Raw genomic sequence first — 25,474 nt, forward strand, 5'->3', positions numbered from 1 at the left:
ACGAGCGCCGCAAACGTCATCAAACCGTTGATGTCCCGCACTCGGCCTTCGGTAGAGATCCGGAGGGCAGCGCCGGTCGAACCTCCCGTAACGGGATCGGTGAGCGGAACGTTTCGAGCTACGCGGGCTCGCGGAGGCCGATCGTGACGAGTGTGGCCGCCGCGTCGCTCACCGGCTCGGCGGCGTCAGCCGGACATCGAGCGGCGTCCATACACTGAGGACTTGTGACTGCTGATCGAATCCAGCTCGTGCGCGACGACAAGCTCGCTATCGTCCCCGCCTCCGCCGTCGCGGTGCAGCCGTCAGCGGGCTGCTGATGGCCGGCGGGGCGAGCAGTGCGCTCGCCTGCAACGCTCTCGGCGCGGTGATCCATGACGTCCGATCAGCGATCTGACCACGACGCGTCTCTCGAGCGCGAGCCCGACACGGCTCAGGCTCGCACCGATGCGAACTTCCGCCCCGCCGACCACTTCGACTCCGACGGGTCGATCACGCAGCCGACCCTGGGCTTCACCGGCTGGGTCCGTTGGATGTGGCGCCAGCTCACCAGCATGCGTACCGCGCTGTTCCTGCTGCTGCTGCTGGCGATCGCGGCGGTGCCGGGCTCGCTCGTGCCGCAGCGCTCCTCCGACCCCAACGGAGTTACCCAGTACTTCATCGACAACCCGGACCTCGCGCCGCTGCTCGACAAGGTGCAGGCCTTCGACACCTACACCTCGGCGTGGTTCTCGAGCATCTACCTGCTGCTGTTCGTCTCGCTGATCGGCTGCATCATCCCGCGGACGAAGCACCACTTCCAGGCGATGCGCTCGCGCCCGCCGAAGACGCCGGCCCGTCTGCAACGCCTCGCCGGCTACACCGTCCGAGAGGTTGAGGGCGCCACTGCGGAGGAGGCGATCGAGGGCGCCCACGCGATGCTGCGCCGCGCCGGCTACCGCATCGAGCGGTACAACGATCCACGCGGCCGCTGGTCGAGCATCTCCGCTGAGCGCGGCTACCTCCGCGAGACCGGCAACCTCGTCTTCCACTCCGCCCTGGTCGGCATCCTCGTCGCCGTGGGTATCGGCGGCGGATTCGGCTACAGCGGCCAGCGCGTGCTGGTCGAGGGCGGTCAGGGGTTCGCGAACAACCTCGCGGCCTACGACTCGTTCAACCCGGGGCGCTTCTTCGACAGCAGCCAGCTCGACCCGTACCAGCTGAACCTCGACAGCCTGGCCGTCGAGTACGTGACCGAGCCTGGCGAGGCGTTCGGACAGCCGATCGACTACACCGCGACCGTCACCACCACCCAGCGCGGAGGCAGCAGCGAAGAGCGCACCGTCAAGGTCAACGAGCCGCTGGCGATCGGGGGCACGAATGTCTACCTCCTCGGCAACGGCTACGCCCCGACCATCACGGTCCGCGACCCCTCCGGCACGGTGATCTTCACCGACTCGGTGCCCTTCCTCCCGACCAACGCGAACCTCACCTCGGTCGGAGTGGTGAAGGTGACGGACGGCCTTGCTGAGCAGATCGGCATGACCGGCTTCTTCTACCCCACCCAGGACCAGCTCGCGACAGGGGCATCGACGTCCGTCTTCCCGGACCTTCAGTACCCCGTGCTCTCGCTCAACGTGTTCTCGGGCGACCTGGGATTGAACGGCGGAGTGCCGACCTCTGTCTACGAGCTCGCCGTCGACTCTCTGACTCGACTGACCGGAGGCGACACCGGAGTAGCACCATTGACGCTGAAGCCGGGCGAGACCACGAACCTACCCGACGGACTGGGCACCGTCACCTTCGAGAACGTCGGAGCCGACCCGGACGTCATCGGCACCGACAGCGTCCGCCGCTTCGCGTCCTTCGACATCCACCACGACGCCACCCAGGGCTGGGTGTTGCTCTTCGCGATACTCGTCCTCGCCGGGCTTCTCACGTCACTATTCGTGCCGCGCCGACGAGTCTGGATCAAGGCCACCCCGGCCGAGGACGGCTCGCTGCGCCTCGAGTACGCCGGACTCGCCCGAGGCGAGGATCCACAACTCGTGCGAACGGTTAGATCGGTCGCAGACCGTCACGCGCCACTCGACTAGACGTCCGCTCAGCGCTTCACTTGGGTTCGGCTGAGTAGGTGCGTGCCGCCCAGCTTGGCCAGTAACTCTCGGCCGCGTCTAGGTCGATGCCGCGAAGACGGATGAGGCAGACGTCCTGGTCGCCGCGGGTAACTACCCAGAGGCTATGGGGCCGGCCGAGAGCTCGCTTCGGGATCCAGGCCAGCACCTCGTCGAGGTCGGTTTCTGAAAGCTCCCACTCTTGGTTCGACGTGCCGTCTTCGGACCAGAAGTGGACGCGGTACGTCGGACCGTCGACCTGCAAGGTTTGGTCGCGCGGATCGTGCAGCTCTGCTTTCACGCGCCCACTGTAACTATCGGGGTGCTCGAGGCCGTCCCGTATGGGGATGGTCCCCCGGGGGTCCGGTAGAGGTCGTCTGGCATCCGGCGGGGAGCCGGAGTAAGCCGTGCCGGGAGGTCTGGTCCCGTGGGTTCGCTCCCGCATCGATAGATGCCTCCGAAACGGTGTCTTCGAACAGGGTGCGGCTGTTCAGGGTCACCCGCAAGCTCAGCACACCACCCAGTTTCGGATGACCTGGAACGCCACGCTCGCCAGCGTGAAGACCAGGAAAGCGGCGGGCGGTACGGCCAGCGGAAGGGGTTCGCCCTTGCGTCGAATCAACATCAGGCGCGCAGCGAGGATCAGCGCGAGGGCAGGGGTCGCGTAGGCGGCGATGTAGACGACGAACTGGCCCCACCATTGAGCGGCGGAGACGTCATGCCACCGCTCCCAGAACGCGAGACTCACGAAGGCAACGAGGACGAACAGCAGCGCGGTCAAGACGCCGACTGCGAGAAGTGTTCCAGCGAGGACCCCTGAGCTGTCGACCGCCCGGCGCATCCAGGAGGTGATGCTCACAGCAGCTGTGATGACGAGTACGGAAGCGCCGTACCAGTACGCCTCGACCGGCACCCATCCAAGGTTGTAGCACTCCGCGAGTACTCGGCCGAGTGGTGTCCAGGCGGCTACGAGCTGGAAAAGAAGCGCAGCGACCACCAGCAAGACCAGAAGGATCTGGCCGAGCACGCGCAGCGCACGCCTGAGGACGGAAAGCTGTCCTGACGGTTCCTCCTGATCGTGCTGCATCTGCGTCCCCCTGTCGCGCGGTAGCCGGACCGACAGAAACCCACCGCCCCTAGTGTGTATTGCACGCTAACATGCGAAGCATGACAGTTGACGTGGGGGCCCAGATCCGGAAGGGCGTGGTGGAGTACTGCGCCCTCGGGCTCCTATCGCGGGAGCCGATGTACGGCTGGCGCCTGTCGGAGGAGCTGGTGTCGCTGGGCATGATCGCCAGCATCGGCACGCTCTACCCGGTGCTCGGGCGGTTGAAGGATCGCGGTTTGATCACCTCCTACGCAGGGGAGAGCGGTTCGGGCCCGGTCCGGAAGTACTACAAGCTCACCCCCTCCGGACAGGCCGAGCTGGGCGAGTTCCGCCGCCAGTGGGAGCCCTTCACCCGTTCCGTCCAAGCGATCGTGGCAGGAGACGACACATGACCCCGACCAGCGCACCCCGCGAGGTCCAGACCTACTTGAAGCGGCTCGACCGGGTGCTACGGCCCGTCCCTCGTGACGTCGCCTCCGCGATCCGAGACGGGATAGATGAGGAGCTGGCCGGCCTCGAGCCGGCAGAAGCCATCGAGCGCGTGCGGTCCTTCGACGAACCGGAATCCATCGCGGCCGCCGCCCTGGGCGAGAGCCGCACCCACCCCACGCCAGCCGGCCGCGCGAGGGTGATCTGGATCGTCGCCGCCGGAGCCGTCATCGTCCTCGCGGTCGCCCTGGTTTCGACGTGGGCTCTCGCACCTGGCCCCACCCCTGAGGCGACCAGTTCCTCTGTCGTCGCCTACCCGGTGCCCGATCTTGGTCCCTCTCCCGCCCCAACACCTCTCGCGCCCGACGAGCAGGAGCAGCTGCGCATCCAGGAGCAGGACCGCCAATGGGAAGGAGTCCTGGCAGGCTTCCCTGACGCGACGAGACCCGCCGACCCGTTCCAGGAATACCGCGACCCGAACGATTCGACAGCACTCCTGGGCTGCCTCACCGCGGCCGGCCTAACGGTCGACCTCGGCTCGAACGCCGCCGGCGGCGGACCCGTCAGCATCATGACGTCCGCCTCGACGGAAGCCGAATCGGTCGCCGCGTTCACCTGCTGGTCGAGCTATCCCACGACCCCCGTGGTGCCCATGACGTCCGAGCAGATCGACTACCTCTACAGCTACCTGACCGAGTACCTCGTGCCCTGCTACGAAGCGAACGGCATCGAGAACCCCGACGCGCCCAGCCGCACCGACTTCATCGACCAGTGGCCGAACCAGGGATGGTTCCCCAGCACGAGCGAAGCGTGGCTGACCGACGACGAGCAAGAAGCGATTGACGAAGCCTGCACTCGACCCATTTGACGGACCGTCTTACAGGCGTCCCGTTTGGGGATGGTTGAGCGGCAGGGGGGGCGCTGCGCTATGTCGTCGCTCGGTCTTCCGGCGACTCGGTGATGAGCTCCTGCTTGCGTTCGGCTCTGAGCGCGACGACGGTTCCCGCGAGAGCGAGTGCGGCGGCTGCGGTGAAGAGGGCGGTGGCGTCCCACCTGTAGTGACGGATGGTGATGCCTGGTGAGGTCTCGCTGGCTGCGTAGGTGCAGGACAGTCCGAGCGGGTAGAGGATCTTCTCGCCCGATACGCGGCTGGAGTAGAGGTCGATCCCGTCGGGGTACTCGCTGTGCTGGCACTGCACGGCGGCGGGTTCCCAGCCGGTCTGAACCCAGCCGATCGTGTGGGTGAGGAGGGCGACTGGGGTTCCGATCACCATCGCGAGGATGCCGAGGGTCTTCGCGGTCCGGAGTTCCATCCCGTCAGAGTAGGGCGGACACCACCCACCACGCGCGTCCCGAAAGGGGATGGGTGACCGGGACGGATCCGACCCGGGTGGACCAGTGCGCTCCTGCCGTTCACTCGCTGGTCCGAGAGTGATGGTGTGCAGTCACCGTCGCTCAAGACTTCCGCCGTGATCGCGGGCACCATCACTCTCCTCGCCCTCGTCGCGGGCGTCTTCCTCGACGGATTTACGTTCGCGTGCAACGAGTCCCTTCCGCCTCAGTGCACGGGGTTCCACGTCGCGTGGCCGGCTCTGTACTTTGTCGCCCTCGCGACCTTCGTTCTCCTGGTCGCAGCGATGCGCCTTCGCACGCGCTCCCACGCTCGATGGGGGTGGCTGCTGCTCGCCTTGAGCGTGGTCGGCGCCCTCACCAGCTGGGTTCTGGCTCTGCGTACCGCCGTGATCGTCGGTTGAGCAGCACGCGGCGCGGTTGCACGATCGTGTATTCCGTAAATGGATCACTAACCGGTTCAGCCGGCGGCCGTCGTTCGAACGTCAGCCTGTGTTGAGCCATGAAGAGTCCGGAACCGAGTGCGCCGCGAGGGTTCTAGCTGCTGGTCGCTCGAAGCGTCTTCACGAGCTCCTGTAGCTCGGTCGCGTGGTCTTGCTTCCACTCGCGGATCGCAGGGGTCGCGAGCGGGTCCGTGTCCTCGGACACGGAGTCGTAATGCACCACGGCCACGTCGAGAACAGTGGCGAACACGTCATCGTTCGGCTCCATGGAAGTGCCGGCGACACCGACAGTCGCAGTGTGATCGATGCCTGCTCCGGAGAGGGCGATCGTCCACACCTGGATCGGACCGTCGGGTGTCGGAGTCGCGTCATCGGTTCTCGCGTGGGTGACCTCGATGAGAACTCCGCTTACGGTGCGCTACATGGCCCGATCGTACTCAGCCGCTCTCTGCGCTGAGCGTCCCGTTGAGGGATGGTCAGCCGGTCGGTTTCGAGTGGTGCCGCTTCCGCTCCCACTCCTCCGCGAGGATCGCGTAGACCGCTGAGTTGATCCAGGTCTCGCCGCGTTTCTCACTTTGCAGGAACAGGGCCTCTCGCCGCAGGCCCATCTTCTCCATCGCGCGCACGGAGCCGCGGTTGTGAGCTGCGGCACGTCCGATGATGCGGTGCAGACCGAGCGATCCGAACCCGACGTCGAGCAGGGCGGCGCCCGCCTCGAGCGAGTAGCCCAAGCCGGCCGTGTTGGGGTGGAGGAACATGCCGATCTCGCCCTGCTCCCCGTCCGCCGAACGGATCAGGACGGCATCGCCGACGAGGGCCGCCGATGCTCGGACCTCGATTCCGTAGAAGCGGCGATGACCCGGTTCGCGCAGCTCCCACTCGCTGTCCCGCTCCTCGAACCAGGAAGCGTACTGCCCGTCCGAGAGCGACGGGTGGCCGAGGAACCGAGAGGCGTGGGCGTCGCCCCGGTACGCCATGACCGACGCTTCGTCGTCCCGGGTGAGGCGACGCAGGCGGAGGCGGGGTGTGAGCAGATCGACCACGCCATTCATCTGCTCAGGCTATGTGCGGGTGAGGTCGACGCTGCGGGAAGCCGTCCCGTAAAGGGATCTCCATACGGGACAGCAGTGCCGACACACGCTTGAGGACGACGCCGACCGAGCGCGTCGAGTAGTCCCGCCGATGTCAGGAGGGGTCGCGGTCTCCGCGCACTGTGAGGACCCAGACGGTGTCGTTGTCCGCGTCCGATGCGGTGGCGTTGACACTCGATATCGGCTTCTCGCCGAGCGACGTGGGATCGATCTCGTGTGGGCCGTCGGCAGTCGATCGCGTCGAGGGTGGTCGTCGTCCTCGTCGCCGGTCCCCCAGCCGTGGAAAGCGATCCGATTTCGAGGTCGATCACTCCTTCGCCGAGGCAGTCGAAGGTGATCGCGGTCGGCAGCGCCGGCCTCTCGAGGGTGACGTCGACGCGGCCGCCGTCATCGTCGGCCGCGACGTTCAGTGAGAGGACCGCTACGACGTCGCGATCCGTTGCCACTTCCGCTTGGCGCTCTTCGCGCCATTGCGTGATGCGAGGATCTTCGCCTGGTACCGGTGTGCAGCCGGCGAGAGCCGCCACAAGAACAAGGCCAGCTGCTGTGTGGATGGGGCGGTGCCTCATTGCTCCACAGTAGAGGCACAGGACGCTGAAGAAGACCCATCATCACAGCGCCAGCGCTCGTCTCCTTCGCGGCGCGATACGGTGTGCTGACGAGGCACGGGGGAATGCGGTGGGATCGACAACGCGCCTGAGGTGGGTGGCCGGAGCGGCAGTGGTGGCGCTCACGATGACGCTCATGGCCGGGTGTTCCGGTCCCGACACCGAGGCCTACTCCGATTTCGAGCGGGCGCAGGACGAGCGGGACGCTCTTCCCGACGTCGGCACCGTAGGAGACGGTTACGACCCCGCCTCGATCCGTTACGTCGGGTCAGCTGAAGGGCTGGACGTCTGGATCGGGTCGCAGACCACGACCGGAGGCCGGTGCGTCATCGTGGACGGAGACGGCGACAACGAAGACGGAAGCGGCTGCGGGGATGCGCTGTCGCTGAACGGAGCATGGGCCGTCCAGATTCACACCGATGGCGCCGGTCCAGACGACGCTACTGGCATCGACTGGACGAGCCTTGGCGAGAACGTGTCCATCCGCCGGTATTAACCACCCTGTTCCTCACGTCGACCGCGCGGACGAGCACGTGCGAACGACCCCTACCGGCCGCCCGGTCGACCATGGTTGGCCGGGCGCCTAGACGTCTGCGGGCAGCGGTATCGTCCCGCGAAGCCTGTGGCGGTGAAGCTCACACCGTCGATCATTACTCCGACGTTCGGGCCGGAGGACATCAGCGCGGGATGTTCCTACTGCGCTCGGAACTGGCGCTGGTCGCTGCAGTAGCAGTGATGGCCGCGAGCGGCTGTCCTGCGGAACGCTGCCGCCCGCGCCCGCGCGCGGCGCATCCCGCGCGCCGGGCTGGTGCGGGGAACGGCCCTCCCGCAGACGCCAACTTGCAGCTCGCTGCCACGAACACTGTCCCACTGATGATCTTCGAAGGGCATGCGTGTCCCGCTGCCAAGCCCGGGTGTCGGCAACACCCAGGGTTGTATTGCCGAGCTATGCGGAGTAGACCTAGACGTGCACGACGACCGCTCACAAGGGGTGAGCGCGGGGACTTGGATGAAGGTCGTAATAGTCATGCACACCTCATGAAATCGGTCCGCTGGCAAAATCGCCACGGTGTTCGTTGCGCTCGTCCTGGGTACGGTTGTCGCACCTGCCGCTCAGGCTGACGTACCAGGACTGAACACTCATTCCTGCGACGGACAGACGTACGACCACTCGCTCGGCAGCTACAGCAACGACCAGGGGGACTTGCCGATGCGTTGCGGAAATTCCCGGTTCGGACTGAATCACATCATCGCTCGCGGCCACTTTGACGCGGACACCAACTTCGATATTCAGCAGACACTCAGCTACGGCCTCTACGCACCCGGGAGCTCAGGCTCTAAGACGCTCTACGACGCGAACTGCACACCCGTCTACTTCGTTCTCTTCGGATATAACGCCTACAACGGCTCCGATCCCCTCGCTAACCCCATCGGCATCGTCAACGCCTACAAAATCGACAGCACCATAAACACCCGATCTACCAGCAGCACCACCGCCGCACCCATCATCCAACCGCCCTATGGGACCGGATGCCCCGTCTACACCCCGATCGAGAACGATTGACCGACACCCGCGACCTCGCCGACGTCGTGGGGTGGATGCGCCGCCACTACTCCACCCCGTACGACGTCATCGCGGCTACCGCAACCCACAGCTCAAACGGATGGAGCGTTGACACAACCATTCGAGCTACACCCACCTCCACTGACGAGGTAGTGAATCTCGACCAGTGGGACCCTGCCGCAATCGATTCCCTGACCACCGGAGGCGACCTTGCAGTCGAAGCCTTCGCGCTAATCTTGCACGCCAACCTCATCGAATGGTGGGATACGGAACGACCGAAAACGTCGACGCGATACTGAACCACTAAACAATGTGACGAATCAAGCATAAGATCCGAGCAGACACCCCCTGCGAGGCGACGGACGGAAAGCAGCTGATTGCTCCGTTGAGCGGCTCTTCACCGGCACGCCGACAGCATCACGGGCCGCCGACCGACTCGACCCTTCCCTCGGCAGCTCCCAGAACCGCGCCACCCCGGGCACGCTGCTTCAACTTCGATCCCATCGCCAACACTCCGACTCACGGTGGTATTGCAACGACCGGCTGAACCCAAGTCCCCCTAACGGACACCTCCGGAGTAGATGAGGACAGCCGCTCCGGCGTCGAGGAGCCTCTCCGGCCCCTGTTCGATGCGCGAGGATTTGGACATGCGTACCGATAGGGAATCGCTCTCCGCGTCGAGCGGGAGCCTCGCGCCCGCAGCGCGAGGCTCCTCTGACCCGGCCCGGCTCGAACGGGCTGCCACCCTCACCGTGCTGCGGGCAGGACACCCCCTTACTGGATTAGGGGTGCCTTGGGCGGGCGCATTCGACGGTAGTGCGGCGCGAGCCTCGGAGGGCTAGTGCGTCGATGCGTCCGGCGTCCGATGAGGGGTCGTCATCCGGCCGCCCAGGATGGCCGCGCATGAGTGTCGTTACTCGCGGACGCATGCACATCGCTTCGCGCCATCCCGGCACTCGTGCAGACGACCGTGGGCATTCAGATGTTCAAGGTCCCCTGCACAGCCGACGCGAACGCCGCCGAACTGTTCCACAAACGGACCGTCCTTCGGGCGTTAGGGGGCCACTGGAAATTTGTGCAGCGTCGTCAGCTGCTCTGGCGAATCAGGTGATCTTCTCGGCCTCGCGGAGCACTTGATCGACGTCGGCGCCGACGCGCCACCGCTCAGTAGGCGGCGGCAGCTGCTCGCTGGCGGGTCATCCACACTTCCCGTACGCCGTCCTCGATCTTCGCGTCGCCGGCGATGAACCCGTGCCGGCGATAGAAGGCCTGCGCCCGAGGGTTGGGGTCAGCCACCCAGAGCCCTGTACTCACGTCCGGGTCAAGGACGGCCTCGAGGAGCGCCGCGCCGCCTCCTCGGCCATGCACCTCGGAGAGCGTGTAGAGAAGGTACAGCTGCTCGGCCACGCCGGAAAATCGGTCGAGCGCGGGTCCAGCCATCGCTACACCGACAACAGCGCCCTCGAGCTCCGCGATGGCGATCCTGTTTCCCGCGTACAACGGGTCGGTGAGCGCGGCCGTCCAGAAGTATTCACGCTGGCCGAGTAGTGCGGGGTCATCGAGCACGGCGTCGCTCATCACGCCGCGGTAGGTCTCCTTCCACGACTGCACGTGAACGCGAGCGATCGCCCTCACGTCCTCTGGTGACACCCTCCGCACCAGCACTCCTGACTCCATGAAGAGAGAGTAGGGGCGTGACCTCGTGGGTGCGCCGTTCCGTCAGGGGGTGGCTCATTGGAGCGTCTGAGCGCCGATCGTCGTCGTTCCGCCATCCGCGTTCTCGATGGTGATGCGTCCATCGAGGAGAAGGGTGTCGTCGGTACTAGGCCACCAGGCGGACCACCACCCGTTAGAGATGGTCGCCGCGACCTCATGACCGTCCTCGGTCAGCGTGACGCTGGCGACGTCCTGACCGACCTCGCCCGCGGCGAAGCCGTAACCGTCCGGTGAGAGGTGCCCTCCTGACGCGAAGAGTGTGACCGAGTCGGATGAAGGAGCCTGTGTGGCGTTGCCGGGGCCGTCGAGCAGTAGATAGGTCGGGACGGTGGCGCTCTCTCCAACACACCAGGCCACGTAGGGACCGCTCTCGACGAGCACTGATTCGACGGTGCCCCGTGTGTCCGCCGACACGACGTCAGCTGGCTCGGAGGTGTTCGAGTTGGCGTCGAGGGTGTCGATGCAGTTTTCAAGGACGGAGGAGCTGCGTGCGCCTGCCTCCGGTTCAGGCGTCCAGCTCGCCAGGCCCGAAGGGGAGATCCCCCCTGCGCTCAGCGCCACCGTGCTGACGGGAGCCGCTGGACGACCGGCGATCGCCGCGACGGCGACGAGAGACGCAGCGAACCCGAGCGCGCACACGCCCACGATCAGCCGCCGGCGGATATCCGTCCTCGGGCTCTCGTGGGGTGTTGTCTCGGACTCGATGCTGACGAGGATGCGTTCGTGGAGTCGCTCCGCGTCGGCCGAGTCGTCTCCTCGGCGTGCGGGGTCGGCCCGCTTGAGGGCGTGCAGTTCGTCGGTGGGCGTCATGAGAGACCTGCCGTGGGGAGCGCGGTGAGCCGCGCACGGCTCGGCCGGGTCGGGTCGAGGATCGCCGCGTACCTCTTCTTCGCCCGCGACAGGCGCATCGAGAATGCGGCACGACTGCACCCGAGCACTTTCGCCGCCTCCGCGTCCGAGAGGTCCTCCCAGACGTGCAGGGCGAGCACCTCCTGGTCCGCCTCGGACATCGATCGCAGCGCGTGGAGCGCATCGATCTCGGCGGAGCTGTCGGCATCGGCTGCGCCCGGTAGCCAGACGCGCTCAGCGACAAGATGCTCGCGCGCCTCCCGCCGGACGGCGTTGCGCAGAACGTTCGAGGCCGTGGCGAAGAGCCAGGGACGCGGATGCGCGGGAAGGTCCCCGCGCCGGCGCCACGCGATGAGGAACGTTTCGGCCACCACGTCGTCCACAAGTTGCTCTGGGGCGCGACGCCGGACATAGCGGATCAGGTCGTCGAAGTTCGCCGCGAACAGCTCCTCGAAGACGTCGCGATCGTCCTTCTCCACGTGCACCCCCTCGCCCCTCACTCTGTACATGTCTGCACGACGAGGAGTTGCAACACGACGAACGCGCAGCGTTGCGAGGACGCTCCGGATCGTCCCGAAAGGGGATCCCCACGCGGGACGGTCGGATCACCGGGGTTGATCCGCCCCTCCCGTACAGGGCTGGATCAGCCCGTCAAAGGGCGCCCGTGGATTGTCTGGTCGCGAACGCGAGGTTGAGGAAGGGTAGATCGTCGCGTGCGATGACGGCCGTTATGTGGCGACCCTCGAGTTCGGCTCCGATACCGAGGACGTGAGCGTCGGTATCAAGTAGAACCCCGTTTTCCGGTCGGCTGTCGACGCTGACTGCCACGCCACGCTCGACCGCAGCCGCGGTCGCTCCGCCTAGCAGTTCCCCTGGCAGCGTCCCTTGGACGCGCGTATCGCGGAATCGGTTCCTCAGCACGTGATTCACATGATCCGTCAGCGTTGATTCGATCGTTCGTGGACCGGGGTCCTTCGGGTCGATGAGCGTCGTCAGCACTGCTTCCCAGAGCATCGGGAACTGGAGTCGAGCTCTTATCTCCATGAGTCGTGCGGGAAGGGGGCGCACTGGTGGTTCGTCGAGCTGAGTGCGCAGCTCGCTGCTGATGTCGGCCAGGTTGGCGGGATCGTCTCGGTTCTCCGGTCGGCGCCAGAGGGTGTAGGTGATCGCCGCGGAGAGGTAGCGGCTCTGCTCGTTTGTGGTGTGCGCGATCGTCCCTACAGCGATCTCTTCGACGGAGGGTTGCTGCTGCAACGTGAACAGCGCACCAGGGAATCGAGTGGTCACTTCATCAAGCGACGGCGGGTACGGGTCCTCAAGGCTGGAGTGCACGGCCTCAGCCTGTTCGAGCCACGGCAGCTTCGCAACGGGTCACTGGATGACGGAGTGGGTAGCCGCGTCGATGTGCTCTGAGCCCGATCCGCTCCGGCCTCGTTCAAGCACGTCAGGACCATGGAAGACGCCTGTCCCGTAAGGGGATCGCTGGCCGTGCGTCTGAGAGGATCAGCGCATGTTGCCGGATGCCGAGCTTGCCGCAGCGATCGAGGCCGTCGGGGTGCGGCGGCGTCATCCGGTTCCGGAGTACGACTACCGGATCGATGACGTGCGGCTGGTCGCTGGTCTGCTCGACTTTCGGCTCTGCATGTGCTCGTCCAACCCGGAGCCCGCTGCCCCGCCAAGGCTTCGCGTGGTTCGGGTCGACGTCGCCCCGGGCGGGCACTGCTGGGCGGCTAGCTGTTTTCTCGTGTCGCCCGGCCGGGGTGGAGGTGCTGCTAGTTCTCCGAGCTTGCAGAGAGGGTGGAAGTCGTTCCTGGTGGGCGGTAATTGCCGGCGAGGTGGATGAGGTTTCGGGCTGGCATCCAGCCGTGCTCGCGGGTCTCGGTGTGGTTGAGGGTCTCCACGAACAGCTCGAAGTCTCGGTCGCCCTTCGTGTCGTGAATCCAGGCCAGGACCTCCTCGACCGAGTCGGCGTCCGTGATCCGCTGCGGGTCATGGGTCACCGCCAGCTCGTCATCGGCGCCAATCCAGAAGCAGACCCAATAGGTCAGCGGTTCCTCGCGCTGCGCGCCAAAGAACGCTTCGTTCCATTCGGCTCGCATCAGCCCTCCCGTGTCCATCTTGAAGATAGCTCTACCAGCGCCGCGGCGTCCGTTTAGGGGTCGTCATCCGTCCGCCCAGGATGGCCGCGCATGAGACCGGAATCTCGCGGCGCTGTTTGTCGCAATAGACCCGCCCGATGAAATGCCCGATGATGGGGCGTCAACTGACACACTGAGCGCGTGGCAGCTCTCGTGGGATACGCCCGCGTCTCAACCGACAAGCAAGATGCGACCGCGCAGCGCGACGCACTCCGGGCGGCCGGCGTCCCATCCGATCGGATCTACGTCGATTCCGGTCTGACGGGCCGGAACCGCGAGCGTCCCGCGCTGCGGGAAGCGCTGGCGGCATGCGACGCCGGATCGACTCTGCTCGTGACGAAGCTCGACCGGCTCGCGCGGTCCATCACAGACGCTCGCGACATCGTTGATGAGCTGACCCGCCGCGGCGTGAAGCTCAGCATCGGGGGGTCGGTCCATGATCCGGAGGATCCGATCGGCCGGCTGCTGTTCAACGTGCTCGCGATGGTCGCGGAGTTCGAGGGGGACCTGATTCGCGCCCGCACGCGTGAGGGGATGAAGGTCGCGAAGGCCAAGGGGCGTCTGCGTGGCCGTCAGCCGAAGCTGTCGCCGAAGATCGAGGCGCATCTGGTCGCAGAGCATCGTGCCGGGAACTACACCGTTGCCGAGCTCGCGGCGGAGTTCAAGGTCGCGCGTTCGACGGTCTATCGGGCGGTGCAGCGGGCTGATGCGCGCGCCGCTGGGGCCGTCGCCCTGGCGCTGTCGACGGAGGGCGCGTGATGTCGGGGGCGGAGAGGGAACCTGCGCTGGTGCCGGGGAGGGTGGAAGTGCTGCCCGGGTGGTCTGCGCGTACACGTATTCTCAACACCGGGTGGGGAACGCTCGCCCAGGCGATCGCCTGGATCTGGCTCGTCATCGGGTTCGCGGTCCTTCCTCCGGGATCGCGTCTGCCCCTTTTCGTGCCGCTGGCGCTGTTCTTCGCCGCTCTCGCTTGGTCAATGATCTGTCTCGCGATCGGCACATCCAGGGTCACCGCTGAGAAGGAAGCCGGTTACACGACCCTGGGGTTCGGGCGCATCACGGTTCCTGCGGTGGATTCGAGAACCGGTGTCATCCTGCGGGAGGCAGGCGAGCCGCATCTGGACTGGAAGACTGCGGCGCTACTTCGGCGACAAGCGAGGAACAAATGACCAATGCCGTGACCGTTTCTGCGATTCCTGCTCTCCGGGTTCGTTGGTTTCCGCTCGTGCTCGCGGTCGGTGCCGTCGTCGCGCAGCACTTCTTCGTTCTGAGCCGGAGCGGGTCATATTCGGTGGTCGCTGTCATCGATGGGGCTCTAGTGGTTTTGGCGGTGGGGCTCTTCCTCTGGGCGAGGGCGTCAGCCGGGCGCTCCGCGCGGAGGGTGGCGGAACTTGATCCCGGGACCTCGGGGGAGGCTTTCGCGTGCGTCTACCATCAGCACCTGCGGTCGCTGGTGAGGGGCTTGGACCCGGACGTCAGCATGGGGTCGTACCCGGTCGTTCACCTGGACGAGACCGGGCTGAGCATCCTGTCGCAGGCGAATGCGCGGCGGGTCACCTTCCCGTGGTCGCGAATCGCGTCCGTCCGGCCGACTCCGCTGCTCGACCGGTTCTTCACCCGGCGATCGATCGAGGTCGTCCTCGAGGAGGGCGGATCGGTCGTGCTCGCCCCCTACGGTGACCGTTCGTTCTTCGGTATGAAGGCCGCCGATGACGCGAGGTTCAGCGCGATCTGGACCGCGATCAGCTCGAGGTCCGTAGAGGGGCGGTCGGTCTGAGGCCCGGTTTGTGGTCGTAGGCGGACGTCATGAGCTTGTCGGAGGCGCCCGCGTCTCGACGGATAAGCAGGACGCGCAGGCGCAGCGCGACGCGCTGCTTGCGACCGGTGTGCCGGCGGAGCGGATCTACGTTGACGCCGGCCTCACCGGCAGCAACCGCGAGGGGCCCGCGCTGCGCGAGGACCTGGCGGCGTGCGACGCCGGCTCGACTCTGTTCGTGACGAAGCTCGACCGGCTCACCCGCTCGACCACCGACGCACGCGACGTCGTGGACGAGCTCGCGCGCAGGGGAGTGCGACTGAATATCGGCGGGTCGCTGCACGACCCGAACGACCCGATGGGCCGGCTGCTGTTCAACGTGCTGGCGATGATCGAGGAGTTCGAGGGCGACCTGATCCGGTCGCGCACGCGCGAGGGGATGCGGATCGCGAAGGCGAAGGGGCGCCTGCGCGGCCGCCAGCCGAAGCGCTTCCCGAAGATCGAGGCGCACCTGGTGGCGGAGTGCCGCTAGGGCAACTACATCGTGGCCGAGCTCTCGGAGCAGTTTGGGGCGACGCGCTCGGCGGTCTACCGGGCGGTCGAGCGCTCGAACATGACGGAGTTGCGCGCCGTCGACGTCACCCTTCCGCTCCCTGAGGGAGAGCAGTGAAGCCGAGTGCCCAACGGTCACTTGATGCGGCGCGTCTTCGAGGGCGGTCGTTGCGACCGACCGGCTCGCGGTGAGGCTCCTGGAGCCCCGAGCCGACCCGGATGAGGCGGGGGGCTCCCACGGCCCCGCTGCGCCTTTACAAAGGGCCTCCAGGCCGTCCGTCGACTCGTGAGGTCCGGAGGTTTCCTCCACCGTCTCCGGCGAGGAGGACTGCTGTGCATTATCTCGAGTTCTCGTCGAATGGGCCGAGGTGTGCGGCCGGATTCCTAGCGCTCACGCCCAGACATGCGCGCGGAGACCCTGACCTGCGCAGCACGGTATCAGGCGACCCGCGGAGGTTTCCATCCGATGCGCCAGCGCTTACAGGTGGCGGCCTGGTGCGCCCGTCGAGGCGCCGGCCGGTCTGCCGGCCGTTGACTCGTCGACCGGGTCCGGCACTCTACCGCCGACGCGTCCGCCGCTCAGTCGAACCGCGCGCCCTCCGGCCGCGGCGGCAGCACGAACAGGATCAGCAGGAACACGTAGCCGGCGATCGGCACGAGGATCGCGAGGATCCACAGCCCGCTGCGGTTCACGTCGTGCAGTCGCCGCCAGATCAGCGAGAGCGACGGGAGGAACGTCGCCAGCGCGATGGCGCCCGCGGCGAGCGACACCCAGAAGGTCTGGAACGGCGCGCCGCTCGGGTACGGGGTCAGCGTGAAGTCGAGGCGCCACGGGCCGCCGTCAGCCAGCTGCAGGAGCGCGGTGAGGACGCTGCCGAGGAGGATGATCCACCAGTACTCGGCCCGGCTCGCCCTCCCGCGGAAGCGGAGGTAGTTGCCGAAGAAGCGGCGGAGCGCCGCCATCGGCGGAGCCCCGTAGTAGGGGAGGGTCAGCGGCGGCTCGGGGGTGCTCGGGCTCATCGGGTTCCGTCTCTCATCCCTCGACCGTATCCCCTGCTCCCCGGGGCGCCGCGTCGTCCGTGCGGACGACATCCCGGTGTTCGCGCCGGAGGAACGCCGCCGTGTCCACGAAGCCGGAGGCCGCCGTCTTCACAACGGAGGAAGAACGTTCCAGCTCGAGCGTGAACACGCGGATCGGCGCGCGCCGGAGCACGTTCTACCTCCGTCATGAACAGGATCAGCGAGTAGGAACCGCCTCCGCCCGCACCGCCGCCGTCGCCCGGGCGTCGACGATCAGGCTGACGACGAGCCCCACCGCGACGATGACGATCGCGACCCACGGCAGCACGTCGAGCCCGCTCGCGTCGATCGCCAGTCCGCCGACGACCGCGCCGCCGCCGATGCCGATGTTGAACGCCGTCGTCTGGAGCGCCGCGGCGAGGCTCCGCAGCTGGAAGGAGGAGGTGCGCAGCATCCGGGTCTGCAGCATCGCCGGGATGCCGCCGAACGCGATGTTCCAGACCACGGCGGCGACGACCACGGCCGTGGCGGCGCCGGTGCCCGCGGCGACGGCCAGGCCCGCGAGCGCCAGCACGACCGCGATCGCGGCGACCACGAAGCCCGAGCGGGGGAACCGGTCGGTCGCGAAGCCGGCCAGGACGAGTCCGACCGCCCCTGCGCCGCCGAACGCGAAGAGCACGAGCGGCACCGTGTCGGGGGCGAAGGAGGCGTTCTCGAGCCAGGGCGTGATGTAGGTCGAGAGGGTGTTCTGGCCGATCAGCACCAGCAGGATGACGACGCAGACGCCGATGATGCGGGGGAGCGTCCGGTCCTTCCGCGCCGGCAGGCGGATCTCGCCGGTCCGCAGCGGGATGTGGTGGTCGACCGCGGGCAGGAACTTCACCACGATCAGCGCGAGCACGAGCACGACGCCGCCGAGGATCGCGAAGGTGGGCCGCCAGCCGAACGCGTGCCCGAGCGCCGTGCCCAGGGGGACGCCGAGGACGAAGGCCGCGGATCCGCCGCCCGCCGTGATCGCGGTCGCGCGGCCGAGCTGCTCCGGAGCGACGAGGTGCGCGGAGTAGGCGGCGACGATCGCCCAGAAGAGGCCGTGGGCGAGCCCGCCGAGGATGCGCGCGCCGATGAGCAGCCCGAAGGTGGGGGCGAGCGCGGCGAGGACGTTGGCGACCGCGATGGTGCACAGCGCCACGAGGAGGAGGCTCTTGCGCGAGAAGCGCTGGGTCACCAGGGTCAGCGGAGTCGTCGCGACGACGACGGTCGCGGCGAAGATCGTGACGAGCTGGCCGGTGAGCGAGATGCTCACCCCGAGGTCGCGCGACATGTCGGGGATGAGCCCGGTCGGGAGGAACTCGCTCGTCACGGAGACGAAGACGGCGCCGGCGAGCGTGAGCAGGCCGATCCAGGGGAAGGCGGGGGCTTTCGCGGTGTCCTGAGGGTTCACGGTGTCCTGAGGTCGGGGGCGGGCGGGAGGGGGACGACCATCAAGCCTCGCACGCCCGCGCGGCGTCGGCGCGTGGGGGAGCCCACTGTCGTCCGGTGTTCAGCCGCGGAGGGGGGCACCGGCACGTCCGGGCCGCCGTGCCGGTCCTCCGAGCAGGCGCGGCGCCGGCTACCACAGCGCCGCCCGCCCGTGCACGGGGTGGCCCCGGAGGCGCGGCTCGCCTGGGATGGAGGGGAGCGGCCCGATCCGGGTGCCGCGGACGGAGGAGCCATGCCCGACCAGTACACGTTCACGAACCCCGCCACCCAGTACCCGGATGTGACTCCGCCGGTCCAGCAGCAGCCCGAGCCCGGGCTGCAGTCGCGGATGACCCCGGTGCCGGACCTCGGCGAGGAGAGCTACCGCGGCACCGGCCGGCTCGCGGGCCGCCGCGCGCTCATCACGGGAGCCGACTCCGGGATCGGCGCCGCCGTGGCCATCGCCTTCGCCCGCGAGGGGGCCGACGTCGCCCTCGCCTACCTCCCGAGCGAGGAGGAGGACGCGCAGCACGTGATCGGGCTGATCCGCGCGGAGGGGCGCACCGCCGTGCCGATCCCCGGCGATCTCACGAGTGCCGAGTACTGCACGCGGCTCGTGGCGGAGGCGGTCGAGGGCCTCGGCGGGCTCGACGCGGTGGTCAACGTGGCCGGGAAGCAGATCTGGAAGGAGGACCTGCTCGACATCACCGACGAGCAGTTCGAGGCGACCTTCGCGGTCAACGTCTTCGCTCCGTTCCGGATCATCCGCGCGGCCCTCCCGCACCTGCCCGCGGGCGCCACCATCATCAACACGGCGTCGGCGGAGGCGCACAAGCCCGCCCCCGACCGACTCGACTACGCGATGACGAAGGGCGCGATCAACAACCTCTCGAAGGGCCTGGCGCAGCAGCTCGCCGCGAAGGGCATCCGCGTGAACGTCGTGGCGCCCGGCCCGACGTGGACCGCCCTGCAGGTGAGCGGCGGCGTCGACCCCGAGAGCCTGCCCGACTTCGGCTCCAGCGAGTCGCCGATGGGCCGTGCCGCGCAGCCCGCCGAGCAGGCCCCGGCCTACGTGTTCCTGGCGTCCGCCGAGTCGAGCTTCGTCGCCGGCGAGACCCTCAACGTGAACGGCGGCATGGTCTCGCCCTGACCCGCCGCGCCGCCGCCGCTCGCTGCTGGACCGCCGAGACGCCTTGGTCCTGCTCGAGACACGGGCTCGCGTCAACCCTCTCCCGAGCGGCGGGGGGCGCGAGGTGCCATGGAGGGACCACTACGAAGGAGCACCATGAGCACCACGACCGTCCTCCCCATCGAGACCTACTCCGACGAGCAGGGCTGGCACAACCGCATCGCCCACGCCCGGGTCCCGCTGAGCCACCACGAGTCGCGCCAGGAGGCGGAGGAGGTCGGCGAGGAGATCGCCGAGCAGCGCGGCGGGGAGCACGTCGTCCTCGGCTGACGGCCGGCGCGGGGCGCGGCATGCGGTGCCCGGCCGGGGGACGCGCCCGGCCCGCAGGCGCCCGCTCCGCAGACGCCCCGTCCCGCGCGTGTAGCGCCCCCGACCCCGCCCGGTCAACCTTCTCGACCTCCCGGCCCCCTCCTCCCTAGCGTGGCCCGTCGTGCTCGCTCCCGAGCGCGCGACGAGAGGACGACATGGCCACCACGAGCGACGCCCCCGCGACCGGAGAGGCCGGCGGCACCTCCCTGCGCCGCCGCATCACCGGCCCGCTGCTCTACTTCTTCATCCTCGGCGACGTCCTCGGCGCGGGCATCTACGCCCTCATGGGCACGCTCTCGGCGGAGGTCGGCGGCGCCGTCTGGATGCCCCTCCTGCTCGCGCTCGGCCTCGCGCTGCTGACCGCCGGCTCCTATGCCGAGCTGGTGACCAAGTACCCGAAGGCGGGAGGCGCGGCGGTGTTCGCGCAGCGGGCGTTCAAGCGCCCGATCGTCTCGTTCCTGGTCGGCTTCGCAATGCTCGCGGCCGGAGTGACCAGCGCGGCCGGTCTGTCGCTCGCGTTCGCCGGCGACTACCTCGGCACCTTCCTCGACGTGCCGACCGTGCCGACGGCCATCGTCTTCCTGATCCTCGTCGCGTGCCTCAACGCGCGGGGCGTCGCGGAGTCGCTGCTCAGCAACACGGTGATGACCGTGATCGAGGTCGGCGGCCTGCTGATCGTGATCGGATGCGTCGCGCTGCTCGTGGCGGGCGGAGGCGGCGACCTCGCCCGCACGGTCGAGCTCAGCTCCGAGCAGGCGCCGGCGCTGGCGGTGCTCGGCGCGGCGATCATCGCGTACTACTCCTTCGTCGGCTTCGAGACCTCGGCCAACATCGCCGAGGAGATCCGCGACCCCAGCCGCGTCTACCCGCGCGCGCTGTTCGGCTCGCTGCTGACGGCCGGTGCGGTGTACGTCCTGGTCGGCCTCGCGAGCTCGATCGCGCTGCCCGCCGACGAGCTGTCCGGATCCTCCGCCCCGCTGCTCGACGTCGTGACGGCGAGCGGAGCCGGGGTGCCGGCATGGCTGTTCAGCCTGATCGCGCTCGTCGCGGTCGCCAACGGAGCGCTGCTGACCATGATCATGGCGAGCCGTGTCACCTACGGCATGGCGAAGGACGGCCTCCTCCCGGACGTGCTCGGCCGCGTGCTGCCGAAGCGCCGGACGCCGTGGGTGGCCATCGCGGTGACCACGCTGGCGGCGTGCCTCCTGACCCTGGTCGGCGATCTGGCGACCCTCGCCGAGACCGTGGTGCTGCTCCTCCTGCTGGTGTTCATCAGCACGAACGTCTCGGTGCTCGTGCTGCGGCGCGACAAGGTCGAGCACGACCACTTCCGCGTGTGGACGGTGATCCCCGTGCTCGGCATCGCCTCGTGCGTGCTGCTCCTCAGCCAGCAGGACCCGATCGTCTGGCTCTACGCGGGGATCCTCCTCGTGGTCGGAGTCCTCCTGCACCTGGCGACCCGTCGCTCGTCCCGCCGCACCGCCTGATCCGCTGACGGTCCCGGCGGGGCCGCCGCTCCGCCGGACCGTCCCTCCCGACCGCCGCGCTCGCCCCGCGACCGGTCAAGCCCCTGGGCGGACAGCCGCCCGGGGCGTGGGATGGAGGGAACGGAAGGAGCACGAATGACCGACACACCCTCCCGCGAGGAGCTGCCGCTCCCCGACTGGAACGACATCCCGCTCGGCACGCTCGCGGAGCGCATCCGCCCGCTCGACGAGGCCGGCCTCGGCGCGCTGCTCGCCTACGAGGAGGCGCACGGGCACCGCCTGCCGGTGACGACGATCCTGCACTCGCGCCTCGAGCAGCTGCGCGGGGGAGCGGAGCCGGCGGGCAGCGTGCCGGAGTCGCTGCCCGAGGTGTCCCGCTCGTCGTCCGGATCGCCGGTCTCGCCGGCGACGTCCGGTCCGCCGATCAACCCGCCCTCGCACGGAGTGCCGACGAACCCGGCTCAGCCGCGCTGAGGGCGGCGGGCGGAGCCGTGGTCGCGGCGGCTCCGCCCCCGCCGCGCGCTGCCCAGGGCCTGCCCAGCGCGCACGGGCAGACTGTCCGGAGCCGATGACGGCGACCGGACGAGGGAGCAGTACCCGGAACGCGACAAGACTGACTCGTAGGAGCTGTCATGTCCTGGATCGTCCTCATCCTCTCCGGTGTCCTCGAGGCCGTGTGGGCCACCGCCCTCGGCAAGTCGGAGGGATTCACGCGGCTCGGCCCGTCGGTCGTCTTCGGAGTCGGCGTCGTCGCGAGCATGGCCGGCCTCGCCTACGCGATGCGCGAGCTGCCCACCGGCACCGCGTACGCGGTCTGGGTCGGGATCGGCGCTTCGCTGACCGTCCTCTACGGCATGTTCTTCGGCGGCGAGGCCTTCTCGCTCGTGCGCACGCTGCTGGTCCTCGGGATCGTCGGCTGCGTCGTCGGCCTGAAGCTCGTGCACTGACCTGGCGGCCGTCCTCTCCTCCGCGATAGGCCGCTCCCGTACGCGACACGCCGACGGAGGCGCGCCGGACTGGCATCTCGCCGAGGGTCCGAGGCCGGTGGTTGCAGGACGCCGCGCGTTCCGCCTAGGCTCGGCGCATCAGGGGAGAACGATCGTTCTACTGTTCTCCCCGCCCCCCAAGGAGGACTCATGCCCACTCGTACCGCACGCACCGCCTGGAACGGCTCGCTCGAGACCGGCGAGGGCCAGGTCGAGCTCTCGAGCTCGAAGATCGGCACCTACGACGTCTCGTTCCCCAAGCGCGCCGCCGACGACGCCAACGGCTCGACCAGCCCCGAGGAGCTCCTCGCGGCCGCCCACTCCGCCTGCTACGCGATGCAGTTCTCGGCCGTCCTCGGCCAGGCCGGCGGCACCGTCGAGGCGCTCGACGTCCGCGCCGACGTCTCGCTCGGCCCGGACTCGGCCAGCGGATTCAAGCTCACCGGCATCAAGCTCATCGTGAGCGGCGAGGTCTCCGGCATCGACGAGGCCGCCTTCCTCAAGGCCGCCGACGAGGCCAAGGAGACCTGCCCCGTCAGCAAGGCGCTCACCGGGGTCGACATCACGCTCGACGCCACCTTCGAGGGCTGAGCCCCTCCGCACGTCCCGAGCACCCCGTCGCGCATCGCGGCGGGGTGCTCGTGCGTCCGGCGCGGCCGCGGAGCGGCCTATGGAGACCCCCGCCCCCACCGGCCGCCCGGCGCCCCCTGTCGTCAGACCGCCGCCGGCGCGTAGCGGAAGCCGGCGCCGAGGTGCTCCTCCGGCAGCCGGTCGCCGCGGCCGTGCAGCTTCTGGCGGAGGCTGCCCTCGACGTACTCCTCCGGGTACGCGCCGCGGCGGCGCAGCTCCGGCACGATGAACTCCACCACGTCCTCGAAGGTGCCGGGTGTGATCGCGTAGGCGAGGTTGAACCCGTCCACGTCGGTCTCCTCGACCCACTCCTGCAGGTGGTCGGCGACCTCCGCGGGCGAGCCGACGACGAACGGGCCGAGCCCGCCGATCACGCTGAGCTTGGCGATGTCGCGGACCTTCCACTCCGAGCCGTCCTCGTTCGCCTCCTGGAAGTTGGCGACGGCCGACTGGATCGCGTTGCTCTTCACGTTGCCGATCGGCTCGTCGAGGTCGTACTGCGACAGATCGATGCCCATCCAGCCCGACATGAAGACCAGCGCCCCCTCCTCGCTCCCGTAGGAGAGGTAGTCGCGGTGCTTCTCGTGCGCGGCCTCGCTGGTCTCGGCGGTGATGATCGTCAGCAGCGTGTAGATCTTCGCGGAGTAGCGGTCGCGGCCGGCCGCCTCGAGGGCGTCGCGGATGCGCGAGACGGTCGCCTTCAGGCCGGCCTTCGTCGAGGACGCGACGAAGATCGCCTCCGCGTTGCCCGCCGCGAAGCGGATGCCGCGCGGCGACGCTCCCGCCTGGTAGATGACGGGGGTCCGCTGCACCGACGGCTCCGAGAGGTGGATGCCGGGGACGGTGAAGTTCTTGCCGCGGTGCCCGATCTCGTGCACCTTCGCCGGGTCGGTGAAGACGCCCGACTCGCGGTCGCGGACGACCGCGTCGTCCTCCCACGACCCCTCCCACAGCTTGTAGAGCACCTCGAGGTACTCGTCGGCGACGTCGTAGCGGTCGTCGTGCTCGAGCTGGTCCTCGTGGCCCATGTTGCGGGCGGCGCTGGGGAGGTAGCCGGTGACGACGTTCCAGCCCACGCGGCCTTTCGTCAGGTGGTCGAGCGTCGACATGCGCCGCGCGAACGGGTACGGGTGCTCGTAGGCGGTGCCGGCGGTGATGCCGAAGCCGAGGTGCTCGGTCGCGGCGGCCATCGCCGAGACGAGGAGGATCGGGTCGTTGACGGGGACCTGCGCGCCGTGGCGGATCGCCGCCTCGTTCGAGCCGCCGTAGACGTCGTAGGTGCCGAGCACGTCGGCGATGAAGATACCGTCGAACGTGCCGCGCTCGAGCAGCTTCGCCAGGTCGGTCCAGTACGAGAGGTCCTTGTAGCGCCAGGACTGGTCCTGGGGGTGGCGCCACATGCCCGAGGACTGATGGGCGACGCAGTTCATGTCGAAGGCGTTGAAGCGGATCTGGCGGGTCATGGAGTCGATAGTGCCCAGAAGAGCAGCGAACGGGTATCGAGCGCGACGCACGGCGTCACAAAGCGGCGCCCGTCGAGAGCGGGGAGCCTCTCGAGGTGGTCCCCTGCGGACGAGGTGCCGTGCAGTGCGGCGCGATCTCGTCCGTAGCGGCACGTCTCGCGAGATCTCATGAGATCCGGGGCGGCGTCAGGCCAGCTCGCGCCCCAGGAAGCGCACGTGCTCGCCGATCTGGAACGCCTCGCCGCCCTCGTGGCCGTTGAAGGGGTAGACGCGGATCTCGCGGGGTCCGGCGTAGCGGTTGTAGGAGGCGTAGACGGTGGACGGCGGGCAGATGTCGTCGCGGAGCGCCACCGAGAACAGCGCGGGGGACTGCGCGTAGGGGGCGAAGGAGGTGCCGTCGAAGTACGAGAGGGTGTCGAACACGCGCGCCTCGGCGCCGCGGTGGGTGTGCAGGTACTGCACGATCTCGCCGTACGGCATCGTGTCGACCAGCCGGACGGCGTGCGGGATGTGGGAGAGGAACGGCACGTCGACGATCGCGGCGCGCGCCGACTCCGACTCGCCGAGCAGGCCAAGGATCCCCGTGACGGCCAGGGCGATCCCGCCTCCCTGGCTGCCGCCCGAGACGGCCACGCGGGAGGCGTCGACCGCGGGGTGCGCGCGCAGCACGTCGAGCGCGCGGACGGCGTCGGTGAAGACGCGGCGGTAGAAGTGCTCCCCGGGCGACTCGATGCCCTGCGTCATGAAGCCGGAGACGTGCGGCCCGCTGCCCACCGGGTCGGGCGTCGCTCCGGAGCGGTGCCCGGACCCCTGGCCGCGGGTGTCCATGACCAGGTGCGCGTAGCCGGCGGCCGACATCGCGGTCCACTCCGCGAGCTGCCCGCGGCCGCCTCCGTAGCCGATGTAGGTCACGAGCCCGGGGAGGGGCCCCTCGACGCCACGGGGGAGGATCAGCCACGCGCGGATCGGGTGGCCGCCGAAGCCGGAGTAGGTGACGTCGAAGGTGTCGAGCAGTCCGAAGCCGGCGTCGACCCGCTCGAGGCGCGGCTCGGTCGCGACGGCCCTCGCCTCGGCGATCGTGTCGCGCCAGAACTCGGCGAACCCGGCGGGCTCGGCGATCTCGGGGGCGTACTGCTCGAGGAGGTCGAGCGGGAGGTCGTACTGCGGCATCACGGACTCCTTCTCGGGCAGCGGCGCCCGAGGATCGAGGCTACTGGAGGCACGGGCTCACCTGGGTG

32 protein-coding genes and 1 riboswitch are annotated in these 25,474 nt (G+C 68.6%); of the genes, 18 read left to right on the plus strand and 14 right to left on the minus strand.

Annotation, left to right across the window (positions count from 1 at the left end; all coding sequences use genetic code 11):
- The first annotated feature begins 371 nt into the window (after positions 1-371).
- The gene (locus C5C69_RS08155) at positions 372-2,072 is read left to right on the plus strand and encodes a cytochrome c biogenesis protein ResB (protein WP_104257698.1); all 1,701 of its coding nucleotides are present in this window, start codon (positions 372-374) and stop codon (positions 2,070-2,072) included.
- A gap of 16 nt (positions 2,073-2,088) precedes the next feature.
- Here C5C69_RS08155 and C5C69_RS08160 read toward each other — a convergent pair whose 3' ends face one another.
- Together C5C69_RS08160 and C5C69_RS08165 are read right to left on the minus strand one after the other, a co-directional pair.
- Positions 2,089-2,391, minus strand: a complete 303-nt coding sequence (locus C5C69_RS08160) for a hypothetical protein (protein ID WP_104248266.1) — start codon at positions 2,389-2,391, stop codon at positions 2,089-2,091.
- A 207-nt stretch (positions 2,392-2,598) separates the two neighbouring features.
- Entirely contained in the window at positions 2,599-3,177 is a 579-nt protein-coding gene (locus tag C5C69_RS08165) for a hypothetical protein (protein ID WP_104257699.1), read from the minus strand.
- Positions 3,178-3,257: 80 nt separating this feature from the next.
- Between C5C69_RS08165 and C5C69_RS08170 the strand changes: the two genes are divergently transcribed.
- Together C5C69_RS08170 and C5C69_RS08175 are read left to right on the plus strand one after the other, a co-directional pair.
- On the plus strand, positions 3,258-3,590 hold the full coding sequence (locus C5C69_RS08170) for a PadR family transcriptional regulator (protein WP_104223417.1): 333 nt from the start codon (positions 3,258-3,260) through the stop codon (positions 3,588-3,590).
- Positions 3,587-4,495 (plus strand): hypothetical protein, encoded by a 909-nt coding sequence (locus tag C5C69_RS08175; RefSeq protein WP_104257700.1) that lies wholly within the window; start codon positions 3,587-3,589, stop codon positions 4,493-4,495. The genes C5C69_RS08170 and C5C69_RS08175 overlap by 4 nt, the downstream gene beginning before the upstream one ends.
- A gap of 58 nt (positions 4,496-4,553) precedes the next feature.
- On the opposite strand, the gene C5C69_RS08180 is transcribed toward C5C69_RS08175, so the two are convergent.
- Entirely contained in the window at positions 4,554-4,940 is a 387-nt protein-coding gene (locus C5C69_RS08180; RefSeq protein ID WP_104247868.1) for a hypothetical protein, read from the minus strand.
- Positions 4,941-5,066: 126 nt separating this feature from the next.
- Between C5C69_RS08180 and C5C69_RS08185 the strand changes: the two genes are divergently transcribed.
- Entirely contained in the window at positions 5,067-5,381 is a 315-nt protein-coding gene (locus tag C5C69_RS08185) for a hypothetical protein (protein WP_104257701.1), read from the plus strand.
- A gap of 133 nt (positions 5,382-5,514) precedes the next feature.
- Here the strand turns inward: C5C69_RS08185 and C5C69_RS16950 are convergent, their stop codons facing one another.
- Both C5C69_RS16950 and C5C69_RS08195 read right to left on the minus strand, forming a co-directional pair.
- Positions 5,515-5,688: a hypothetical protein gene (locus C5C69_RS16950; protein WP_181074634.1), complete on the minus strand. Its 174-nt coding sequence runs from the start codon at positions 5,686-5,688 to the stop codon at positions 5,515-5,517.
- A gap of 208 nt (positions 5,689-5,896) precedes the next feature.
- On the minus strand, positions 5,897-6,472 hold the full coding sequence (locus C5C69_RS08195) for a GNAT family N-acetyltransferase (RefSeq protein ID WP_104257703.1): 576 nt from the start codon (positions 6,470-6,472) through the stop codon (positions 5,897-5,899).
- A 176-nt stretch (positions 6,473-6,648) separates the two neighbouring features.
- Here C5C69_RS08195 and C5C69_RS16700 point away from each other — a divergent pair, with 176 nt between their 5' ends.
- The 3 genes from C5C69_RS16700 to C5C69_RS08205 all read left to right on the plus strand — a co-directional run bounded on the left by C5C69_RS16700 (position 6,649) and on the right by C5C69_RS08205 (position 8,683).
- On the plus strand, positions 6,649-6,924 hold the full coding sequence (locus C5C69_RS16700; RefSeq protein ID WP_146083619.1) for a hypothetical protein: 276 nt from the start codon (positions 6,649-6,651) through the stop codon (positions 6,922-6,924).
- A 307-nt stretch (positions 6,925-7,231) separates the two neighbouring features.
- Positions 7,232-7,615 (plus strand): hypothetical protein, encoded by a 384-nt coding sequence (locus C5C69_RS08200; protein ID WP_104257704.1) that lies wholly within the window; start codon positions 7,232-7,234, stop codon positions 7,613-7,615.
- A 573-nt stretch (positions 7,616-8,188) separates the two neighbouring features.
- Positions 8,189-8,683, plus strand: a complete 495-nt coding sequence (locus C5C69_RS08205) for a hypothetical protein (protein WP_104257705.1) — start codon at positions 8,189-8,191, stop codon at positions 8,681-8,683.
- Between the two features lie 1,164 nt (positions 8,684-9,847).
- Here C5C69_RS08205 and C5C69_RS08210 read toward each other — a convergent pair.
- The 5 genes from C5C69_RS08210 to C5C69_RS08230 form a co-directional block, all read right to left on the minus strand.
- Complete coding sequence (locus C5C69_RS08210) at positions 9,848-10,360, minus strand: GNAT family N-acetyltransferase (protein ID WP_104257706.1); 513 nt, start codon at positions 10,358-10,360, stop codon at positions 9,848-9,850.
- A 54-nt stretch (positions 10,361-10,414) separates the two neighbouring features.
- Positions 10,415-11,209, minus strand: a complete 795-nt coding sequence (locus C5C69_RS08215) for a hypothetical protein (RefSeq protein WP_104257707.1) — start codon at positions 11,207-11,209, stop codon at positions 10,415-10,417.
- Positions 11,206-11,727, minus strand: coding sequence for an RNA polymerase sigma factor (locus C5C69_RS08220; RefSeq protein ID WP_219812357.1), 522 nt, complete (start codon positions 11,725-11,727; stop codon positions 11,206-11,208). Before C5C69_RS08220 ends, C5C69_RS08215 begins: the two co-directional genes overlap by 4 nt.
- A gap of 172 nt (positions 11,728-11,899) precedes the next feature.
- Positions 11,900-12,580, minus strand: a complete 681-nt coding sequence (locus C5C69_RS08225; protein ID WP_104257709.1) for a hypothetical protein — start codon at positions 12,578-12,580, stop codon at positions 11,900-11,902.
- A gap of 440 nt (positions 12,581-13,020) precedes the next feature.
- Positions 13,021-13,365 (minus strand): hypothetical protein, encoded by a 345-nt coding sequence (locus C5C69_RS08230; protein WP_104257710.1) that lies wholly within the window; start codon positions 13,363-13,365, stop codon positions 13,021-13,023.
- A gap of 162 nt (positions 13,366-13,527) precedes the next feature.
- Here C5C69_RS08230 and C5C69_RS08235 point away from each other — a divergent pair, with 162 nt between their 5' ends.
- Genes C5C69_RS08235 through C5C69_RS17390 form a run of 5 tightly spaced genes read left to right on the plus strand, consistent with a single transcriptional unit; the run spans position 13,528 to position 15,812 of the window.
- Positions 13,528-14,145, plus strand: coding sequence for a recombinase family protein (locus C5C69_RS08235; protein ID WP_104226408.1), 618 nt, complete (start codon positions 13,528-13,530; stop codon positions 14,143-14,145).
- Positions 14,146-14,192: 47 nt separating this feature from the next.
- A complete protein-coding gene (locus C5C69_RS08240; RefSeq protein WP_146085429.1) occupies positions 14,193-14,555 on the plus strand; it encodes a hypothetical protein in 363 nt (120 codons plus the stop codon).
- A complete protein-coding gene (locus C5C69_RS08245; protein WP_104257712.1) occupies positions 14,552-15,163 on the plus strand; it encodes a hypothetical protein in 612 nt (203 codons plus the stop codon). Before C5C69_RS08240 ends, C5C69_RS08245 begins: the two co-directional genes overlap by 4 nt.
- 10 nt (positions 15,164-15,173) lie before the next feature.
- On the plus strand, positions 15,174-15,674 hold the full coding sequence (locus tag C5C69_RS08250) for a recombinase family protein (RefSeq protein ID WP_308471007.1): 501 nt from the start codon (positions 15,174-15,176) through the stop codon (positions 15,672-15,674).
- 12 nt (positions 15,675-15,686) lie between these two features.
- The gene (locus C5C69_RS17390) at positions 15,687-15,812 is read left to right on the plus strand and encodes a hypothetical protein (protein ID WP_258061582.1); all 126 of its coding nucleotides are present in this window, start codon (positions 15,687-15,689) and stop codon (positions 15,810-15,812) included.
- A gap of 461 nt (positions 15,813-16,273) precedes the next feature.
- Here the strand turns inward: C5C69_RS17390 and C5C69_RS08255 are convergent, their stop codons facing one another.
- On the minus strand, positions 16,274-16,714 hold the full coding sequence (locus C5C69_RS08255; protein WP_181068431.1) for a DUF805 domain-containing protein: 441 nt from the start codon (positions 16,712-16,714) through the stop codon (positions 16,274-16,276).
- A gap of 217 nt (positions 16,715-16,931) precedes the next feature.
- Complete coding sequence (locus C5C69_RS08260; protein WP_104223333.1) at positions 16,932-18,155, minus strand: MFS transporter; 1,224 nt, start codon at positions 18,153-18,155, stop codon at positions 16,932-16,934.
- Between the two features lie 270 nt (positions 18,156-18,425).
- Between C5C69_RS08260 and C5C69_RS08265 the strand changes: the two genes are divergently transcribed.
- The 6 genes from C5C69_RS08265 to C5C69_RS08290 all read left to right on the plus strand — a co-directional run bounded on the left by C5C69_RS08265 (position 18,426) and on the right by C5C69_RS08290 (position 22,734).
- A complete protein-coding gene (locus tag C5C69_RS08265) occupies positions 18,426-19,322 on the plus strand; it encodes an SDR family oxidoreductase (protein WP_104227027.1) in 897 nt (298 codons plus the stop codon).
- A gap of 135 nt (positions 19,323-19,457) precedes the next feature.
- Positions 19,458-19,631 carry a DUF2188 domain-containing protein gene (locus C5C69_RS08270; RefSeq protein ID WP_159940661.1) on the plus strand — a complete coding sequence of 58 codons (174 nt, stop codon included), beginning with the start codon at positions 19,458-19,460 and terminating at the stop codon, positions 19,629-19,631.
- A gap of 194 nt (positions 19,632-19,825) precedes the next feature.
- Entirely contained in the window at positions 19,826-21,157 is a 1,332-nt protein-coding gene (locus tag C5C69_RS08275; protein ID WP_104257714.1) for an APC family permease, read from the plus strand.
- Positions 21,158-21,292: 135 nt separating this feature from the next.
- On the plus strand, positions 21,293-21,631 hold the full coding sequence (locus C5C69_RS08280) for a hypothetical protein (RefSeq protein ID WP_104257715.1): 339 nt from the start codon (positions 21,293-21,295) through the stop codon (positions 21,629-21,631).
- Positions 21,632-21,716: 85 nt separating this feature from the next.
- Positions 21,717-21,780: riboswitch (guanidine-III (ykkC-III) riboswitch) on the plus strand.
- 9 nt (positions 21,781-21,789) lie between these two features.
- Positions 21,790-22,104 carry a multidrug efflux SMR transporter gene (locus C5C69_RS08285; protein ID WP_104257716.1) on the plus strand — a complete coding sequence of 105 codons (315 nt, stop codon included), beginning with the start codon at positions 21,790-21,792 and terminating at the stop codon, positions 22,102-22,104.
- A gap of 189 nt (positions 22,105-22,293) precedes the next feature.
- Complete coding sequence (locus C5C69_RS08290; RefSeq protein WP_104257717.1) at positions 22,294-22,734, plus strand: OsmC family peroxiredoxin; 441 nt, start codon at positions 22,294-22,296, stop codon at positions 22,732-22,734.
- 122 nt (positions 22,735-22,856) lie between these two features.
- Here the strand turns inward: C5C69_RS08290 and C5C69_RS08295 are convergent, their stop codons facing one another.
- Both C5C69_RS08295 and C5C69_RS08300 read right to left on the minus strand, forming a co-directional pair.
- Entirely contained in the window at positions 22,857-24,236 is a 1,380-nt protein-coding gene (locus tag C5C69_RS08295; RefSeq protein ID WP_104247810.1) for an LLM class flavin-dependent oxidoreductase, read from the minus strand.
- Between the two features lie 186 nt (positions 24,237-24,422).
- Positions 24,423-25,406, minus strand: a complete 984-nt coding sequence (locus C5C69_RS08300; protein WP_104257718.1) for an acetylxylan esterase — start codon at positions 25,404-25,406, stop codon at positions 24,423-24,425.
- Positions 25,407-25,474 lie beyond the last annotated feature (68 nt).

Source organism: Rathayibacter sp. AY1C7 (genome assembly GCF_002931865.1).
In the GTDB taxonomy this organism is placed as follows: Bacteria; Actinomycetota; Actinomycetes; order Actinomycetales; family Microbacteriaceae; genus Rathayibacter.

Coding starts and splice junctions, on each gene's coding strand:
- C5C69_RS08155 (WP_104257698.1), top strand. CDS start 372: ATGACGTCCGATCAGCGATCTGACCACGACGCGTCTCTCGAGCGCGAG.
- C5C69_RS08165 (WP_104257699.1), bottom strand. CDS start 3,177: ATGCAGCACGATCAGGAGGAACCGTCAGGACAGCTTTCCGTCCTCAGG.
- C5C69_RS08170 (WP_104223417.1), top strand. CDS start 3,258: ATGACAGTTGACGTGGGGGCCCAGATCCGGAAGGGCGTGGTGGAGTAC.
- C5C69_RS08175 (WP_104257700.1), top strand. CDS start 3,587: ATGACCCCGACCAGCGCACCCCGCGAGGTCCAGACCTACTTGAAGCGG.
- C5C69_RS08180 (WP_104247868.1), bottom strand. CDS start 4,940: ATGGAACTCCGGACCGCGAAGACCCTCGGCATCCTCGCGATGGTGATC.
- C5C69_RS16950 (WP_181074634.1), bottom strand. CDS start 5,688: ATGGAGCCGAACGATGACGTGTTCGCCACTGTTCTCGACGTGGCCGTG.
- C5C69_RS08195 (WP_104257703.1), bottom strand. CDS start 6,472: ATGAATGGCGTGGTCGATCTGCTCACACCCCGCCTCCGCCTGCGTCGC.
- C5C69_RS08210 (WP_104257706.1), bottom strand. CDS start 10,360: ATGGAGTCAGGAGTGCTGGTGCGGAGGGTGTCACCAGAGGACGTGAGG.
- C5C69_RS08215 (WP_104257707.1), bottom strand. CDS start 11,209: ATGACGCCCACCGACGAACTGCACGCCCTCAAGCGGGCCGACCCCGCA.
- C5C69_RS08230 (WP_104257710.1), bottom strand. CDS start 13,365: ATGGACACGGGAGGGCTGATGCGAGCCGAATGGAACGAAGCGTTCTTT.
- C5C69_RS08245 (WP_104257712.1), top strand. CDS start 14,552: ATGACCAATGCCGTGACCGTTTCTGCGATTCCTGCTCTCCGGGTTCGT.
- C5C69_RS08255 (WP_181068431.1), bottom strand. CDS start 16,714: ATGAGCCCGAGCACCCCCGAGCCGCCGCTGACCCTCCCCTACTACGGG.
- C5C69_RS08265 (WP_104227027.1), top strand. CDS start 18,426: ATGCCCGACCAGTACACGTTCACGAACCCCGCCACCCAGTACCCGGAT.
- C5C69_RS08270 (WP_159940661.1), top strand. CDS start 19,458: ATGAGCACCACGACCGTCCTCCCCATCGAGACCTACTCCGACGAGCAG.
- C5C69_RS08275 (WP_104257714.1), top strand. CDS start 19,826: ATGGCCACCACGAGCGACGCCCCCGCGACCGGAGAGGCCGGCGGCACC.
- C5C69_RS08280 (WP_104257715.1), top strand. CDS start 21,293: ATGACCGACACACCCTCCCGCGAGGAGCTGCCGCTCCCCGACTGGAAC.
- C5C69_RS08285 (WP_104257716.1), top strand. CDS start 21,790: ATGTCCTGGATCGTCCTCATCCTCTCCGGTGTCCTCGAGGCCGTGTGG.
- C5C69_RS08290 (WP_104257717.1), top strand. CDS start 22,294: ATGCCCACTCGTACCGCACGCACCGCCTGGAACGGCTCGCTCGAGACC.
- C5C69_RS08295 (WP_104247810.1), bottom strand. CDS start 24,236: ATGACCCGCCAGATCCGCTTCAACGCCTTCGACATGAACTGCGTCGCC.
- C5C69_RS08300 (WP_104257718.1), bottom strand. CDS start 25,406: ATGCCGCAGTACGACCTCCCGCTCGACCTCCTCGAGCAGTACGCCCCC.